This is a genomic window from Aminobacter sp. Piv2-1 (assembly GCF_037625995.1).
GTDB lineage: Bacteria > Pseudomonadota > Alphaproteobacteria > Rhizobiales > Rhizobiaceae > Aminobacter.
Map to the genome: position 1 here is coordinate 16,955 of NZ_JARKMU010000014.1, position 16,291 is coordinate 33,245.

18 protein-coding genes are annotated in these 16,291 nt (G+C 66.6%); 13 read left to right on the forward strand and 5 right to left on the reverse strand.

Features of this window, described 5'->3' with window-relative positions:
* The first annotated feature begins 10 nt into the window (after nt 1–10).
* The 6 genes from odhB (at nt 11) to lpdA (ending at nt 5,107) form a co-directional block, all read left to right on the forward strand.
* A complete protein-coding gene (odhB, locus tag AmiPiv_RS21830; protein ID WP_340040806.1) occupies nt 11–1,276 on the forward strand; it encodes a 2-oxoglutarate dehydrogenase complex dihydrolipoyllysine-residue succinyltransferase in 1,266 nt (421 codons plus the stop codon).
* 68 nt (nt 1,277–1,344) lie between these two features.
* Entirely contained in the window at nt 1,345–1,788 is a 444-nt protein-coding gene (locus AmiPiv_RS21835; RefSeq protein ID WP_340040808.1) for a VOC family protein, read from the forward strand.
* The gene (locus tag AmiPiv_RS21840; RefSeq protein WP_340041097.1) at nt 1,788–2,429 is read left to right on the forward strand and encodes a LysE family transporter; all 642 of its coding nucleotides are present in this window, start codon (nt 1,788–1,790) and stop codon (nt 2,427–2,429) included. The genes AmiPiv_RS21835 and AmiPiv_RS21840 overlap by 1 nt, the downstream gene beginning before the upstream one ends.
* A complete protein-coding gene (locus tag AmiPiv_RS21845; RefSeq protein ID WP_340040810.1) occupies nt 2,429–2,923 on the forward strand; it encodes a hypothetical protein in 495 nt (164 codons plus the stop codon). Before AmiPiv_RS21840 ends, AmiPiv_RS21845 begins: the two co-directional genes overlap by 1 nt.
* Nucleotides 2,920–3,675, forward strand: coding sequence for an SDR family oxidoreductase (locus AmiPiv_RS21850; RefSeq protein WP_340040812.1), 756 nt, complete (start codon nt 2,920–2,922; stop codon nt 3,673–3,675). Before AmiPiv_RS21845 ends, AmiPiv_RS21850 begins: the two co-directional genes overlap by 4 nt.
* A gap of 25 nt (nt 3,676–3,700) precedes the next feature.
* Nucleotides 3,701–5,107 carry a dihydrolipoyl dehydrogenase gene (gene lpdA, locus AmiPiv_RS21855; protein WP_340040814.1) on the forward strand — a complete coding sequence of 469 codons (1,407 nt, stop codon included), beginning with the start codon at nt 3,701–3,703 and terminating at the stop codon, nt 5,105–5,107.
* 70 nt (nt 5,108–5,177) lie between these two features.
* Here lpdA and AmiPiv_RS21860 read toward each other — a convergent pair whose 3' ends face one another.
* Nucleotides 5,178–5,456, reverse strand: a complete 279-nt coding sequence (locus AmiPiv_RS21860) for a hypothetical protein (RefSeq protein WP_340040816.1) — start codon at nt 5,454–5,456, stop codon at nt 5,178–5,180.
* Between the two features lie 345 nt (nt 5,457–5,801).
* Between AmiPiv_RS21860 and AmiPiv_RS21865 the strand changes: the two genes are divergently transcribed.
* On the forward strand, nt 5,802–6,146 hold the full coding sequence (locus AmiPiv_RS21865; RefSeq protein WP_340040817.1) for a DUF2867 domain-containing protein: 345 nt from the start codon (nt 5,802–5,804) through the stop codon (nt 6,144–6,146).
* 76 nt (nt 6,147–6,222) lie between these two features.
* Here the strand turns inward: AmiPiv_RS21865 and AmiPiv_RS21870 are convergent, their stop codons facing one another.
* Both AmiPiv_RS21870 and AmiPiv_RS21875 read right to left on the reverse strand, forming a co-directional pair.
* Nucleotides 6,223–7,296, reverse strand: coding sequence for a TraB/GumN family protein (locus AmiPiv_RS21870; RefSeq protein WP_340040819.1), 1,074 nt, complete (start codon nt 7,294–7,296; stop codon nt 6,223–6,225).
* Between the two features lie 87 nt (nt 7,297–7,383).
* Entirely contained in the window at nt 7,384–8,322 is a 939-nt protein-coding gene (locus AmiPiv_RS21875) for a tyrosine recombinase XerC (protein ID WP_340040821.1), read from the reverse strand.
* 67 nt (nt 8,323–8,389) lie between these two features.
* Here AmiPiv_RS21875 and rimM point away from each other — a divergent pair, with 67 nt between their 5' ends.
* Nucleotides 8,390–8,998, forward strand: a complete 609-nt coding sequence (rimM, locus tag AmiPiv_RS21880; RefSeq protein ID WP_340040823.1) for a ribosome maturation factor RimM — start codon at nt 8,390–8,392, stop codon at nt 8,996–8,998.
* A complete protein-coding gene (gene trmD, locus AmiPiv_RS21885) occupies nt 8,995–9,693 on the forward strand; it encodes a tRNA (guanosine(37)-N1)-methyltransferase TrmD (protein WP_340041099.1) in 699 nt (232 codons plus the stop codon). The genes rimM and trmD overlap by 4 nt, the downstream gene beginning before the upstream one ends.
* Before the next feature lie 49 nt (nt 9,694–9,742).
* Here trmD and AmiPiv_RS21890 read toward each other — a convergent pair whose 3' ends face one another.
* Nucleotides 9,743–10,498, reverse strand: coding sequence for a sulfite exporter TauE/SafE family protein (locus tag AmiPiv_RS21890; protein WP_340040825.1), 756 nt, complete (start codon nt 10,496–10,498; stop codon nt 9,743–9,745).
* Nucleotides 10,499–10,761: 263 nt separating this feature from the next.
* Complete coding sequence (acnA, locus tag AmiPiv_RS21895; RefSeq protein ID WP_340040827.1) at nt 10,762–13,452, reverse strand: aconitate hydratase AcnA; 2,691 nt, start codon at nt 13,450–13,452, stop codon at nt 10,762–10,764.
* 283 nt (nt 13,453–13,735) lie between these two features.
* On the opposite strand from acnA, the gene ccmA reads away from it, so the two are divergent.
* From ccmA to AmiPiv_RS21915, 4 genes are all read left to right on the forward strand, one after another.
* Complete coding sequence (gene ccmA, locus AmiPiv_RS21900; RefSeq protein WP_340040829.1) at nt 13,736–14,347, forward strand: heme ABC exporter ATP-binding protein CcmA; 612 nt, start codon at nt 13,736–13,738, stop codon at nt 14,345–14,347.
* A 243-nt stretch (nt 14,348–14,590) separates the two neighbouring features.
* On the forward strand, nt 14,591–15,256 hold the full coding sequence (gene ccmB / locus AmiPiv_RS21905) for a heme exporter protein CcmB (RefSeq protein ID WP_340040831.1): 666 nt from the start codon (nt 14,591–14,593) through the stop codon (nt 15,254–15,256).
* Between the two features lie 141 nt (nt 15,257–15,397).
* Nucleotides 15,398–15,568 carry a heme exporter protein CcmD gene (gene ccmD, locus AmiPiv_RS21910; protein ID WP_340040833.1) on the forward strand — a complete coding sequence of 57 codons (171 nt, stop codon included), beginning with the start codon at nt 15,398–15,400 and terminating at the stop codon, nt 15,566–15,568.
* A complete protein-coding gene (locus tag AmiPiv_RS21915; protein ID WP_340040835.1) occupies nt 15,565–16,140 on the forward strand; it encodes a DsbE family thiol:disulfide interchange protein in 576 nt (191 codons plus the stop codon). Before ccmD ends, AmiPiv_RS21915 begins: the two co-directional genes overlap by 4 nt.
* The last annotated feature ends 151 nt before the right edge of the window (nt 16,141–16,291 follow it).

Below are 16,291 nucleotides of genomic sequence, written 5' to 3' on the forward strand. Positions count from 1 at the left end.
CAGGCAAAAAATGGCTACCGAAATCCGTGTCCCCACCCTCGGCGAATCCGTATCTGAGGCGACCATCGGCAAGTGGTTCAAGAAGGTCGGCGACGTGATCGCCGCCGACGAGCCGCTGGTCGAACTCGAGACCGACAAGGTCACCATCGAAGTGCCGGCCCCGGCTGCCGGCGTGCTGGCCGAGCAGACCGTCAAGGAAGGCGAGACCGTCGGCGTCGCAGCCCTGCTCGGTACCATTGCCGCCGGCAATGGCGCGCCCGCGACGAAGCCCGAGGCCGTTGCCCAGGCTTCGGCACCGACCGCCGCCTCGACCGTCAAGGAGGCAGTCGCCCAGACCGCTTCCGTCGCCGGTGCCCCGCCCATCGAGGAGCGCAAGATGCCGCCGGCCCCGGCTGCGGCCAAGCTGCTCGCCGAGGCCAACATCGCGGTCGACCAGGTCGCCGGCTCCGGCAAGCGCGGCCAGGTTCTCAAGGGCGACGTGCTCGACGCCATCGCCAAGGGCATTACCGCCCCCGCCTCGACGCCGGCCGCTCCGGCACCGGTTGCCGCGCGCGCGCCGTCGAGCGCCGAGGACGCCCCGCGCGAAGAGCGCGTGCGCATGACCAAGCTGCGCCAGACGATCGCCCGCCGCCTCAAGGAGGCGCAATCGACGGCCGCCATGCTGACCACCTTCAATGAGGTGGACATGAGCGCGGTGATGGCGCTGCGCTCGAAGTACAAGGACGTGTTCGAGAAGAAGCACGGCGTGAAGCTCGGCTTCATGGGCTTCTTCACCAAGGCGGTGACGCATGCGCTGAAGGAGATCCCGGCGGTCAACGCCGAGATCGACGGCACCGACATCATCTACAAGAACTTTGCCCATGTCGGCGTCGCCGTCGGCACGGACAAGGGACTGGTGGTTCCTGTCGTGCGCGATGCCGACCAGATGTCGATCGCCGAGATCGAGAAGGAAATCGGCCGCCTCGGCCTCGCCGCGCGCGATGGCAAGCTGTCGGTCGCCGACATGCAGGGCGGCACCTTCACGATCTCCAACGGCGGCGTCTACGGCTCGCTGATGTCGACCCCGATCCTGAACGCACCGCAGTCGGGCATCCTCGGCATGCACAAGATCCAGGACCGTCCGGTCGTGGTCGGCGGCCAGATCGTCATCCGTCCGATGATGTATCTCGCGCTCAGCTACGATCACCGCATCGTCGACGGCAAGGAAGCCGTGACCTTCCTGGTCCGCGTCAAGGACAGCCTGGAAGATCCGGAGCGTCTGGTTCTCGACCTCTGAGGCACAAGCGTGTAGAGCGGGCTTGAAAAAAAGCCCGCTCTGGTTGCGCTCGCCGAAAGGACCGGCTCATGGCCTTCGAACCGGACATTCCCCCGATCCAGGTGCATCTCTGCGTCAAGGGCGGCAAGGAAGCGATCGCCTTCTACGAGAAGGCGTTCGACGCCGTCGAGACCTTCGAGCAGATGGCCGAGGACGGCGTGCGCGTGCTGCATGCCAACCTCGCCATGTTCGGCAGCGAGGTGATGCTGCACGACGAGTTTCCGGAGTTCGGTACCGACGTACTGTCGCCGCTGACCAGGGGCGGCGCCGGCATGACCGTCAACATCAACCTGAAGCTGCCTGGTGAGATCGACGCCGCCGTCGAGCGCGCGGTTGCCGCCGGAGCGAGGGTCGCGATGCAGCCGGACGACATGTTCTGGGGCGCTCGTTACGCCAAGATCCAGGATCCGTTCGGGCATGTCTGGGCATTCAACGCGCCGTTGGGCGCGCAGGCCGGGAGCGACGACGCATGATGCAATACGCCTTCGAATTCGCTGGCCTGCTGGCGGTGTTTTCGGTGCTGATGGTGGTGCCGGGCGCCGACTTCGTCATGGTCGTGCGCCAGAGCGTGGTGCATGGCCGCCGCGCCGCCATCATCACCAGCTTCGGCATCGGTACGTCGCTGCTGTTCCACGTCAGCTACACCATCCTCGGCATCGGGCTGATCGTGTCGAAGTCGCTCTTGCTGTTTTCCATGCTGAAGTGGGCGGGTGCGGCCTATCTTCTCTATCTCGGCATCAAGGCGCTGCGCGCCGGCCCGATGGAACTGGGCGCGGTCGACGTGCGGGACGGAGCCGACGCCCCGAAGACCATTTCGGCCATGCGCTGCTTCCTGATGGGGTTCGTGACCAACGCGCTCAATCCCAAGGCGGTGCTGTTCTTCCTGCCCCTGTTCACGGCAATGGTCAGCCACGAGACGCCGGCTGTGGTGAAGGGCGTCTACGGCCTGCTGATGGCCGTGGTGCTGATCGCCTGGTTCGTCGGCGTGTCGATGTTCCTTACCATGGCGTCGGTGCGCGATCGCTTCGTTGCCTGGGGCCGCTGGTTCAACAAGGCGACCGGCATGATCTTCATCGGGCTTGGCGTGAAGCTCGCAACGGTGCAGGCCGGCTGATGCGATTGGCGGCTCTGATCCCGGCTGTTGCGATGCTGTCGGCGATGCCGGCCATTGCCGCATGCCCGATCGAGCTCTCGGTCTATGGCGACCGCGACAAGGCGGCGTCGATCGACTTCCGCCCGACGCTGGAATCGGCCGCCGTCACCAACAGCTTCAAGATGGTGCTGGACAATTCCATCGTGCTCGACGGCGTCGTGATGTGGTCGGCCGAGGTCGGGCGGCCCAACGGCATGCTGATGTACCAGTGCCCCGAAGGCGACGTGACCGGCGAGGAGCTGGACGCCTGCACGGTGTGGCAGGGCGTGATCTACAGCGTCGACGAACAGGGCAGGGTTTCGCTGCTGCCACGCGAGAAAACCGGGTCGGCGGCGCCCAGGCAGCTGATCTTCCCGGATCTCGGCCATTCCCTGCGCATGTCGGCCGCCTACGGGCCGGCTGGCTTTTCGAAAGTGCCATGGGACGTGTTCGAGCTGCAGGGGTGCCAGGAATGAGCGCTCGGGGCAAAGTCCTGCTGGTGACCGGCGGCAGCCGCGGCATAGGTGCCGCCATCTGCCGGCTGGCCGTCGCGGCAGGGTACCGCGTGGCGCTCAACTACGCCGCCAACGAGGCGGCGGCGAACGTGTTGGTCGCGGAGCTTGAAGCTGCCGGCGGCGAGGCCATTGCGATCAAGGGCGACGTCGGCAGCGAGGCAGACGTGCTCGCCATGTTCGCCGAGGTCGACCGGACCTTCGGCAGGCTCGACGCCTTCGTCAACAATGCTGGCGTGGTCGACATGAAGGCGCGCGTCGACGAGATGAGTGCCGCCCGGCTGGAGCGCATGATGCGCATAAACGTCATCGGTTCGATCCTGTGCGCCCGCGAGGCGGTCAAGCGCATGTCGTCCCTGCACGGTGGCGCGGGCGGCGCGATCGTCAACATCTCCTCGGCGGCCGCAACGCTCGGCTCGCCGGGCGAATATGTCGACTATGCCGCCTCCAAGGGGGCGATCGACACCTTCACCATCGGCCTGGCGCGCGAGGTCGCGACCGAGGGCGTCAGGGTGAACGCGGTGCGTCCCGGCATCATCGACACCGAAATCCACGCGTCGGGCGGACAGCCCGACCGCATCGCAGCCATTCGCGGCGCAGTTCCGATGAAGCGCGAAGGCAAGGCGGAAGAAGTTGCCCAGGCAGTGATTTGGCTTTTGTCGGACGCGGCCTCATATACGACGGGCTCGATTTTGAACGTGAGCGGCGGCCGCTGACCGCCCCCAAGAGAAGGACAAGAACATGGCATATGATGTCGTCGTCATCGGATCCGGCCCCGGCGGCTATGTGTGCGCCATCAAGGCGGCACAGCTCGGCCTGAAGACGGCCGTGATCGAGAAGCGCGACACGTTCGGCGGCACCTGCCTGAACATCGGCTGCATCCCCTCCAAGGCGCTGCTGCATGCCTCGGAAATGCTGGCCGAGGCGCAGCACTCGTTCGACGCGCTCGGCGTCGAGGTCGGCACGCCGAAGCTCAACCTCGGCAAGATGATGGCGCACAAGGACGCCACCGTCGCAGCCAACGTCACCGGCGTGTCGTTCCTGTTCAAGAAGAACAAGATCGACAGCTTCAAGGGCACCGGCAAGGTGCTGGGCGCCGGCAAGGTTGCCGTGGTCGGCGACGACGGCAAGACCCAGGAGATCGAGACCAGGAACATCGTCATCGCCACGGGCTCCGACGTTGCCGGCATTCCGGGCGTTGATGTCGCCTTCGACGAGAAGGTGATCGTCTCGTCCACCGGCGCGCTGGAGCTGGAGAAGGTTCCCGGCCACCTGGTCGTCGTCGGCGGCGGCGTCATCGGCCTCGAGCTCGGCTCGGTGTGGGCGCGCCTCGGCGCCAAGGTGACGGTGGTCGAGTATCTCGACACCATCCTGGGCGGCATGGACGGCGACGTCGCCAAGCAATTCCAGCGCATGCTCGCCAAGCAGGGCTTCGAGTTCAAGCTCGGCTCCAAGGTGACCGGTGCCGCCAAAGCCAAGAAGGGCGCGACCGTGACCTTCGAGCCGGTCAAGGGCGGCGCTCCCGAGACCATCGAGGCCGACGTCGTGCTGGTCGCCACCGGCCGCAAGCCCTACACCGACGGACTCGGCCTCAAGGAGGCCGGCGTCGAGATGGACGAGCGTGGCCGGGTCAAGACCGACGGCCACCTGCGCACCAACGTCGCCGGCATCTACGCCATTGGCGACGTGGTCGCCGGCCCGATGCTGGCGCACAAGGCCGAGGACGAGGGCGTGGCGGTTGCCGAGATCATCGCCGGCCAGGCCGGCCATGTGAACTACGACGTCATTCCCGGCGTGGTCTACACCAGCCCGGAAGTGGCGTCCGTCGGCAAGACCGAGGAAGAGCTCAAGAAGGCCGGCACAGCCTACAAGGTGGGCAAATTCCCGTTCACGGCCAACGGCAGGGCGCGCGCCATGCTGCACACCGACGGCTTCGTCAAGGTTCTGGCCGACAAGGACAGCGACAGGGTCCTGGGCGTGCACATCGTCGGCTTTGGCGCCGGCGAGATGATCCACGAGGCTGCGGTGCTGATGGAGTTCGGCGGCTCGTCCGAGGATCTCGGCCGCACCTGCCATGCCCATCCGACCATGTCGGAAGCGGTGAAGGAGGCGGCACTCGCCACCTTCTTCAAGCCGATCCACATGTAGGCGCCGGGTAGAGTTCCCGACACGAAACGGCCCGCTCGGTGAGCGGGCCGTTTTGCTTTTGTGCCGGCTGTCAGCCGCCCGAAGGTGCAGGAGCCGTGGTGCCGCCGCCGGAAGGCGCGGGCTCGGCCGGGGCCGGCGCGGTGGTCGAAGGCGCCGGGGCCGGTTCGGGGGCAGGAGCAGGCGTGCTTGCCGCGGGCGGCTCCGCCGGTGCAGGTGCTTCACCTGTCTTCGGACCGAATATGTAATAGGCCACAGCCGCGAGCAGCACGACGATGATGGCTATCAGCCATGTGCTGCCCATGTTGGACTGGCGTGCAGGTGGGCGGCCTGGATCTGGATTGTTCACCATTAAGAGTCTCCCTCAGCTATGCTCCGCAATCATTGCGTGAACACCGCAATCAACGCGCGAATTGGCTTTCGGTTTCACAATGGCGTGAAATTTTGGAAACGAACGCAGCCGCGGCGGCGTTTCGCCACGCCGCAAAAGCCTCCAAGGCGGGCTACGTTCGGCCCGTTCTGCCATCGGGGATCCGTGACATGCCTCAGTTGCCGAGCCTTCCCAGCACCGACGAACTGCTTCCCGGCGCGAGTTTCTCCGACCGCTTCGCCATTGTGGTGACCGGACAGGCCCTTGACGCGGCGACCTCCGCCAGGCGGGCCTTCGGCAACCGTCGGGCCTGGGATCGGCGGGCTGATGGCGCTGCGCAACCTGATTGTCCGGCCATTCGGCCTGAAGACCCGGCCGGCCGAGGTCCTGCCGCGGCTGCAGCGGGTGGGGATGTTTCCCGTTTTCAGCCAGTCGACGTCTCGGGTCGTGCTCGGGCTCGACGATCGGCATCTCGACTTCCGGCTGCTGGTCGAGGTCGAGGATCTCGGCGAGGGACGGCAGGAGGTCAGCGCATCGACGCTGGTCAGGCCGCACAACCGGTTCGGGCGCGCCTATCTCGCGGTCGTCATGCCGTTCCACCGGGTCATCGTGCCGGCGATGCTGGCGCAGGTCGCCAATGCCGGCGCTCAAGCAATTCCAGGAAAAGTGTGATGCGGTTTTCCGTCCGGAATTGCGTCAAAACAAGGTGATAGAGCGTTTTCGCAATTCGAGGAAAAGCGGAATCGCTCTAGCGGTCGGCGACGCTGACGGTGAAGCCCGCCTTGCGGAACAGTTCGACCAGCCCGTCCGGGCCGGGCAGGTGCAGCGCGCCGACCGCCATGAAGGCGCCGCCCTCGCCGAGGATCGGCGCGCCGCGCTCGACCATGGTCTTGTTGCGCGCCACCACCATCGCCTGCTCGAAAGCGCCGTAGCCCTCCGCTTCTGAGGTGCTGCCGGAGGGCAGCGCGTTGCGGAACAGCGGCCAGAACTTGCCGGTTTCGCCGCGCTGGTAGAGCACCACCATGGTTTCGATGACGTCGTCCATGCGGTCGCCGAGCTTGAGCGTCTCGACCAGCCCCTGGATGTGGAACTGCATCGGCAGCGAGGCCATGGCGCGGAGCTGGTCCGCGGCGCTCTCGAGGCCCTTGACCTCCTTGCCGGCGGCCTTGGCCTGCTGCGCCAGCAAGATGTCGAGGACCGGCGCGCCTCCCGCCTTGCGGGTGAGCTCGCAGGCCGGCAATGCCACCATCGATGACAGCATCCACGGCTTCATCTTGGCCACGCTTGCCGGGGGGATGCCGCGCGCCTCGAGCGCGGCGTTGACGATCTTGGCGTCCTCGGCCGATAGCAGCGAGCGCAGCGTCGTACTGTCGGTGAACATCATCAGGTCGGGCTGCTGCATCAGGCCGGCGAGCATCGCCTTCTGGTCCAGCACGTCGGTGGTCTCCATGACAAAGGTCTTCGACGCGTCGAACGCTTTTTGCGCGGCCGGCTCCAGCGTGGTGACGCGCGGGTCGGTGACGTGCATGGTGCCGTAGAGCCAGGACGGCTCGCGGCCGGGCTTCTCCAGCTTCCAGAGCAGGCCCTCGCCGTTGACGGTCTTCTTCGCCTCGGCCTCGATCTTTTCGAGCAGCGCCGGGTCGCTCTTGGCGAGGTCGGCCAGCATGTCCGTGCCGGTGCAGACCGGCGCCTGGGCGCGGGCCTGGGTGGCAAGCAGGAAGGCAACCGCGAAGAACAGGATGAAGAACAGCACGTTGAACGCTGCAAGCAGCTTCAGCGAGGTGAGCGACGCACGGTCGGCGAAGGCGACGAAACGTTTCATGCCGAAGCTGTAGCGGCCAAAAGCGGCAAAACGGTTAATGGCGCAGTGACAATTGTGCGTCTCGCCGCCGCTGCTGCCCGTCTTGCCTCAGGCGCGTGGGTGGGCGGCCTCGTAGACCTCGAGCAGGCGGGAGGTGTCGACGCCGGTATAGACCTGGGTGGTTGAGAGGCTGGCGTGGCCGAGCAGTTCCTGGATCGTCCTCAGGTCGCCGCCGCGGCCGAGCAGATGCGTGGCGAAGGAGTGGCGCAGCGCATGCGGGGTCGCGGTGTCGGGCAGGTTGAGGGCCGAGCGCAGCTTGCGCATCTCGCGCTGGATGATCGCCGGGTCGAGCGGGCCTCCGCGGGCGCCGCGGAACAGCGCGCCGTCGGCGCCGAGATGGTAGGGACAGAGCTTCCGGTATTCGGCGACCGCCTGGAGGGCGACCGGCAGCACCGGAACCAGTCGCGTCTTGCCCCCCTTGCCGGTGATGCGCAGCACCGTGTCGGCGGGCGAGGCGAGTTCGGCGCCAGCGAGGCCCAGCGCTTCGGATATGCGCAGGCCCGACCCGTAGAGCAGGGTGAGCAGGGCGGCGTTGCGGGCGGCGATCCACGGCTCCTCGGCGAGCTGCTCGCCGACCGAGACGACACGCTTGGCGTCGGCCGCCGTCAAAGGTTTGGGCAGGGATTTCGGCTGCTTCGGCGCACGCAGCGCCGCGGAGCCGGCGGCATTGACCAGGCCCTCGCGTTCGAGGAAGCGCAGCAGCGAGCGCACGCCGGCCAACCCGCGGCCGAGGGTGCGGGCGCCGGCGCCGTTGGCGCGGCGCGAGGCGAGGAAACCGCGCAGGTCGGCCGGGCGCAGGTCGCGGATGTCGGCGATGCCGGGCGGGCCGCCATTGTGGCCGGTCAGGAACTGCAGGAACTGGCGGGTGTCGCGCTCGTAGGCCTCGACCGTCAGTGCCGACAGGCGCCGCTCGCCGGCGAGCGCCTTCAGCCAGCGCTCGCGCGCGCCCTGCAGGTCGGGTTTTGCGGCGATGAGGAATTCCTGCATTGGCAGCGGGGGTCCGATTGAATAAGTCAGTGTGGACCAGACGAAGTTAGCAAGCGGTGAAGCGGCGATGGCCAAACTCAACAATCCGGTGCAGATGGCCGTGATCGGCGCCGCCCACGGCATCAAGGGCGAACTCAGGGTGAAGACCTTCACCGGCGATCCGCTGGCGCTGGCCGACTACGGGCTGCTCTACACCAAGGACGGCCGCAGCCTGGAGATCATCGACATCCGCCCCGCCAACAACATGGTGGTGGTGCGCTTCAAGGGCGTCAACGACCGCAACGCGGCCGAGGCGCTGACCAATGTCGAACTGTTCGTCGAGCGTTCGGCGCTGCCCGACGACGCCGACGACGGCGAGTTCTACCACACCGACCTGATGGGGCTGGAGGTGCGCGACGAGACCGGCGCCACGGTCGGCAAGGTGATCGCCGTGCAGAATTTCGGCGGCGGCGACATCCTCGACATCCACTACCAGGGTCGAAAGGGCGTGCTGATCCCGTTCACCGAAGCGGCCGTGCCGGTGGTCGACATCGCCGGCGGCTTCGTCGGCATCGACACCGTTGCCGCAGGGCTGGTTGACAGCGAAGACGACGAGTTCGGTCCGCCGCCCGAGGGCGGCGAGTTCGAAACGCGCAGGCGCGCGCGGGGACCGAAGGACGCCGGGGGCAACCGCTGATGTTCCGCGCGACCGTACTCACGCTCTATCCGGAAATGTTTCCGGGGGGGCTGGGGATGTCACTGGCGGGGCGCGCGATGGAGCGCGGCGACTGGGCACTGGAGGCGGTGCAGATCCGCGACTTCGCCACCGACAGGCACCGCACGGTGGACGACACGCCGGCCGGTGGCGGCGCAGGCATGGTGATGCGCGCCGACATCATTGCCAAGGCGATCGACCATGCCTCGCCCGCGGGCGACCCGCGCCCGCGCATCCTGATGAGCCCGCGCGGCAAGCCATTGACGCAGGATCGCGTGCGCGAACTGGCTGCCGGGCCGGGCGCCGTCATCCTGTGCGGCCGCTTCGAGGGTGTCGACCAGCGGGTGATCGACGCCCGCGAGCTTGAAGAGATTTCGATCGGCGATTTCATCCTGTCCGGCGGCGAGCCAGCGGCTCTCGTGCTGCTCGACGCGATCGTGCGGCTGCTGCCGGGCGTGATGGGCAACGAGTCGTCAGGCGAAGAGGAGAGTTTCGAGGGCGGGCTTTTGGAACACCCCCACTACACCCGGCCGCAGGAATTCGAGGGGCGGCCGATCCCCGAGGTGCTCACCTCCGGCAATCACGGCAAGATCGCCAAATGGCGCCGGGCCGAGGCGGAGAAGCTGACCAAGGAACGGCGCCCGGATCTGTGGGCGGAACACGAGGCCGAACGGTAGGGCGCAAGCCGAATTTCCCAACATGGGAAGATCGTGGCTTCCGCCGTCCTCAGCCTTTGGTGAAATAATAGCCTGCCAAAAACAGCCCGACCGCGACCACGAAGCTGCGGACCACGCCCTGCGGCACGCGCCGCGCCGTCCAGACGCCGGCATAGCCACCGAGCGCCACGCCCGGTACCATGATCGCTGCTTCCACCCAGGCCACCACCCCGCCTGAGGCGAAGATGACGATGGCGACCGCGGCGATGACGATGGACAGCATGTTCTTCAGCGCATTCAGCCGATGGTAGTCGCCGCCTTCGGTGAGGCCGAGGGTGGCGAGCATCATCACGCCCATGCCGGCGCCGAAGAAGCCGCCATAGATCGAGGTGAAGAACTGGACGATGCGGCCGGCGCGCGAGGACGGCGCGCCTTCCGGTCGCTGGGCAAGCTTTTTCGGCCGGAGCCAGGGGCCGGCGGCGAAGAGTGCTGTGGCGGCCAGCAGCAGCCACGGCACCAGCGCGCCGAAGGAGACATTGTCGAGCGACAGCAGGATCAGCGCGCCGGCCAGCGCGCCGATGGCCGAGATGAAGGCGAAGGCGAGGGCGCCGCGCCACATGCGCCGGATGTCGGCGAGATAGGCGTAGGTCGATGTGACGTAGCCGGGAAACTGGGCGATCGACGAGGTGGCGTTGGCGGCGATCGGCGGCAGGCCAGTCATGGTCAACGCGCCGAAGGTGAGGAAGGTGCCGCCGCCGGCGATGGCATTGACGACGCCCGAAAGGAAGCCGGAGAGGAAGAGTATGGCGACGGAAAGAAACGACAAGGCTGGCCTGCTGGGTGCGTTGCGGTCCAACCGTCTCTAGAGCAATTCCAGGAAAAGTGCGAAGCGGTTTTCCGTCCGGAATTGCGTCAAAACCAAAGGGGCAGAGCGCTTCCGCGATTCAAAGCAGAAACGTTCCAGGCAGCGCCGGCTCGCAAGGCAAGGGATGCTGCCTCGCCGGTTCTTGCCGCCGTCATCCAGGCAGAAAAAAGCCGCCGGAGCTTGCGCCCCGGCGGCCTTGATTCACGTGTAACGCTGCGGCTGCCTCAGGCGGCGAGGTCGCGCAGGACGTACTGCAGGATGCCGCCGTTCTTGAAGTAGTCGAGTTCGTCGAGCGTATCGATGCGGCAGAGGATCGGCACATCCTTCGTCGAGCCGTCGGCGAAGGTGACCTTGGCAACCATCTTCTGGCGCGGCTTGATCGTCTCGAGACCGTCGATCGTCACCGTCTCGTCACCCTTGAGGCCGAGCGTCTTCCAGGTCGTGCCCTCTTCGAAGGTGAAGGGGATCACGCCCATGCCGACCAGGTTGGAGCGGTGGATGCGCTCGAACGACTGGGCGATGACCGCGCGCACGCCCAAGAGGTTGGTGCCCTTGGCAGCCCAGTCGCGCGACGAGCCGTTGCCGTACTCGACGCCGGCGAAGATCACCAGCGGCACCCCTTCGCTGCGGTACTGCATGGCCGCGTCGTAGATCGGCATCTCTTCCTTCGACGGATAGTGGAAGGTGTAGCCACCCTCGCGGCCGTTCTCGCCCAGCATGTGGTTGCGGATGCGGATGTTGGCGAAGGTACCGCGCATCATCACCTCATGGTTGCCGCGGCGCGTACCGTACTGGTTGAAGTCGGCGACGCCGACGCCATTGTCCATCAGGTACTTGCCGGCGGGCGAGGCCGCCTTGATCGAACCGGCCGGAGAGATGTGGTCGGTCGTGATCTTGTCGCCGAACAGGCCGAGCACGCGCGCACCCTCGATCTTGCCGATCTGGCCCGGCTTCGAGCCCATGCCGACGAAGTAAGGCGGGTTCTGCACATAGGTCGAGTCGTCGTCCCAGGTGTAGGTCTGGCCTTCCGGCGCCTTGACGTTCTGCCAGTTCTCGTCGCCCTTGAAGACGTCGGCATACTTGCGGGCAAACAGCTCGCGGGTGACGTTCTTGGCGATGAACTCCTCGATTTCGGCGCTGGTCGGCCAGATGTCCTTGAGGAACACCGGCTTGCCGTCGCGATCCTCGCCCAGCGGCTCGGTCGTCAGGTCCTTGGTGACCGTGCCGGCGAGCGCATAGGCAACCACCAGCGGCGGCGAGGCCAGGTAGTTGGCCTGCACGTCGGGCGACACGCGGCCTTCGAAGTTGCGGTTACCCGAGAGCACGGCCGCACCGATCAGGCCCTTGTCGTTGATGGTCTTCGAGATCGGCGCCGGCAGCGGGCCGGAATTGCCGATGCAGGTCGTGCAGCCGAAGCCGACGAGGTTGAAGCCGATCTGGTCGAGCTCCTTCTGCAGGCCGGCCTTCTCGAGGTACTCGGCAACCACCTGCGAGCCGGGAGCCAGCGAGGTCTTGACCCAGGGCTTCTGCTTGAGGCCGACGCGGTTGGCGTTGCGGGCGAGCAGGCCCGCGCCGATCAGCACGCTCGGGTTCGAGGTGTTGGTGCAGGAGGTGATGGCGGCAATCACCACGTCGCCATGGCCAAGGTCGAAGTTCTCGCCCTCGACGGCATAGCGCTTGGCGGTGTCGACGGTCTTCTTGTACTCGGCCTCAAGCGCGGTCGCGAAGCCCGAGGCGATGCCATCGAGCGGAATGCGGCCTTCGGGGCGCTTCGGACCGGCCATCGAGGGAACGACGGTTGCCATGTCGAGTTCGAGCAGGTCGGTGAAGACCGGGTCGGCCGACGAGGCGTCGCGCCACATGCCCTGCGCCTTGGAGTACTCCTCGACGAGCGCGATGCGGTTTTCGGCGCGGCCCGACATGTTGAGGTAGCGGATGGTCTCGGAATCGACCGGGAAGAAGCCGCAGGTCGCGCCATACTCCGGCGCCATGTTGCCGATGGTGGCGCGGTCGGCCAGCGTCATGTTGGAGAGGCCGGGGCCGAAGAACTCGACGAACTTGCCGACGACGCCCTTCTTGCGCAGCATCTGGGTGACGGTCAGCACCAGGTCGGTGGCGGTGACGCCTTCCTTGAGCTTGCCGGTGAGGCGGAAGCCGATGACCTCGGGCAGCAGCATGGAAACCGGCTGGCCGAGCATCGCGGCCTCGGCCTCGATGCCACCCACGCCCCAGCCGAGCACGCCCAGGCCGTTGATCATGGTGGTGTGCGAGTCGGTGCCGACGCAGGTGTCCGGGTAGGCCGTCGTCACGCCATCCTCGGTGTTCGTCCAGACGGTCTGGGCGAGGTATTCGAGGTTGACCTGGTGGCAGATGCCGGTGCCGGGCGGCACGACGCGGAAGTTGCGGAACGCCTGCTGGCCCCACTTCAGGAACTTGTAGCGCTCTTCGTTGCGCTCGTATTCGAGCTCGACGTTGCGGGCGAAGGCCATCGGGGTGCCGAATTCGTCAACGATGACCGAGTGGTCGATGACGAGGTCGACGGGAACCAGCGGGTTGATCTTCTCGGGGTCGCCGCCGAGGGTCTTGATGCCGTCACGCATGGCGGCGAGGTCGACCACGGCCGGAACGCCGGTGAAGTCCTGCATCAGCACGCGGGCCGGGCGGTAGGCGATCTCGACGCCGGCGGTGCCCTTGTCGGTCAGCCAGCCGGCCACGGCCTGGATCGATTCCTTGGTGACCGAGCGGCCGTCTTCGTTGCGCAGCAGGTTCTCCAGCAGCACCTTCATCGAATAGGGAAGCTGCGAGACGCCGGTCAGGCCGTTCTTCTCGGCCTCGACGAGGCTGTAGTAAACATACTCGGCCCCACCCGCGGTCAGGGTGCGGCGGCAATTGAAACTGTCGAGTGATTTGGACACGTGCGATCCATCCTTGTCTGTTCAGCCTACACGGGAACGGACTCCGATGGCATGCAATCACGCGCAAAGGTGCGGGTACGGCCATTTCCGCTGTCCGCTCCCAAGCAACCCGAGCCGTTCAAGGCGGCGCGTGCGCTGGTTCGGCGCATATTCTGTTTCCATGCCGACCGCTGGCATGGTCGAGTGGCATATAGAGAATTTCCTGGAATAGTTCTAGACGGAGAATCGCCTAATTTGCTGCGACGCAAGACGACGGCAAACCGGCTTCGGCGACGGGGGAAACATGCGGCTGATCGCCGATGATCTGAGCGGGGAACGGGGCGGCGAGACAGTCTTCGCCGGCGTCGATTTCGCGCTCGGAAACGGCGAGGCGCTCACCGTCACCGGGCCCAACGGCTCGGGCAAGTCGACGCTGCTGCGGATAGTCGCCGGTCTTTTGCCGCACGCCCATGGGCGAATCGCCGTCGAGGGCGGCGGCGAGGAATTTCCGACGGTTGCGTCCGCCTGCCACTATCTCGGCCACCAGAACGCAATGAAGGCGGCGCTGACGGTCTCCGAGAACCTGGAGTTCTGGCAAAGCTTTGCCGGCAACGGCAAGCTCGGCATCGGCGAGGCGTTGGACGACGTCGGCCTCGACGGCCTCGGCCATTTGCCCTTCGGCTATCTCTCGACTGGCCAGAAGCGCCGTGCCGCGATCGCTAAGCTGCTCGTCAGCCACCGCCCGGTCTGGCTGCTCGACGAGCCGACCGCGGGCCTCGACAAGGCTTCCGAAGCCCAGTTCGCCGCCCTGATGCGGGAGCATTGCGCGTCTGGAGGCATCGTCGTCGCCGCGACCCACCTGCCGCTGGGATTGGAGGGGGCGAAGACGCTGGAGATGGGGCAGGTGCATGGCTAGCCCTTCAATCGCCCGACGTCAGCGCTCCTTCACGCCCCCCTCTGGCCTGCCGGCCATCTCCCCCACAAGGGGGGAGATCACGCCGTCATCGCGACCTTCGTCAATCTTCGGCATCGCAGGATGGGTGAGGCGGCCGGAGCTGCCAATCTCCCCCCTTGTGGGGGAGATGTCCGGCAGGACAGAGGGGGGTGCGAAGGAACGTAGACCCTTCATCTGTTGCGGATGCAATGAAGGGCCTCACCCATGCTAGCCCTTTATCTTCGCGACCTGCGTATGGGCATCCGCGCCGGCGGCGGGGCGCTGACCGGCGTGCTGTTCTTTCTCGCCGTCATCGTCACCATCCCCTTCGGCGTCGGGCCGGACCTCAATCTGCTCGCTCGCATCGGCCCGGCGATCCTGTGGATAGGGGCGCTGCTCGCCAGCCTGCTCGGCCTCGACCGGCTGTTCCAGGCCGACCGCGAGGACGGCTCGCTCGACCTTTTGGTGCTCAACGCCGACAAGCACGTGCTGGCGCTGACCGTCTTCGTAAAATGCCTGGCCCACTGGACGGCGAGCGTGCTGCCGCTCGTCGTCGCCGCCCCGATGCTCGGCCTGTTCATGAACATGGAACCCACCGGCATCGGCGCCGCGGCTCTCACCCTGCTCGTCGGCACGCCGGCGATCGTCTTCGTCGGCGCCGCCGGTGCGGCGGTCACCGTCGCGTTGCCGCGCGGCGGGCTGCTGATCTCGGTGCTGATCCTGCCGCTGGTCATTCCGGTGCTGATCTTCGGCGTCACCGCCGCCTACGGTGCGGTCAACGACCCTGACCCGTTCATGCCGCCCTTCGTGATCCTCTGTGCGCTGACCCTGTTCCTCGCCGTCATCGGCCCGCTGGCCGCCGCCGTGGCGCTGCGTTCGGGCACCGACTGACCAACTGTCCGGCGATCACGATCGCTTCATCGTGGCCGGGTGCGGCGCGGCGTCCAATTGCATGCGCGCGCGCTCATGGCTAATTGAAGCCATGGTCGAAAAGATCGACATCTTTGAACCTTGCGAGCGGACTGCCGCCCGATGAGCGCACACGCCCTCTACGTCACGGCCGCTTACGGCGCTTCGGCGCTGGCCATAGCCGGCCTGGTCCTGTGGATCCTCTTCGACCAGCGCGCCCGCAAGCGCGAATTGGCGGAACTCGAAGCCGCCGGCCATCGCCGCCGCTCGGACCGCAGCGGAGCCCGCCCATGAGCATCGAAACCGAAAATCCGCCACGCCCGCGCAAGCTGTTCATCCTGCTGCCGCTGCTGCTCTTCCTGGCGCTGGCGGGTGTGTTCCTGGCCCAGCTCCTGTCCGGCCGCAACCTTGCGGTGGTGCCGTCGACGCTGATCGGCCAGGCGGCGCCGAAGACAGAGCTGCCGCCGCTCGAGGGCGTGTCGCTGCCCGGCCTCAACTCGGCGGACTTCATCGGCAAGGTGACGCTGGTCAATGTGTGGGCGTCATGGTGCGCGCCCTGCCGCGAGGAGCATCCGGTGATCGTCGAGCTGTCCAAGGACCAGCGCGTGACGGTGGCGGGGTTCAACTACAAGGACAAGCCCGAGAACGCCCGCCGCTTCCTCGGCGAGCTCGGCAATCCCTTCGATGTCCTGGGCGTGGACCCGAAGGGGCGCTCGGCGATCGACTGGGGCGTCTACGGAATTCCCGAGACCTTCCTGGTCGGCAAGGACGGCAAGGTCGCGTTCAAGCATGTCGGCCCGATGACGCCGGAATCGGTGCGGGCGACCCTCATGCCGGAAATCGAGAAGGCGCTGGCTGCGCAGTAGCCGGGGAGCCTCATGGCTCCTCGGATGGATGGCTCGGCGCATGTCGTCATGCGCTGGCGTAAATTTGCCCGGGGGCGCCAGTACGGACGCGCCGCTCTAGTTGTTTTTCTTAGCCGCATTTCTGCGACGCCAGACGATTCCGTCTGACTGC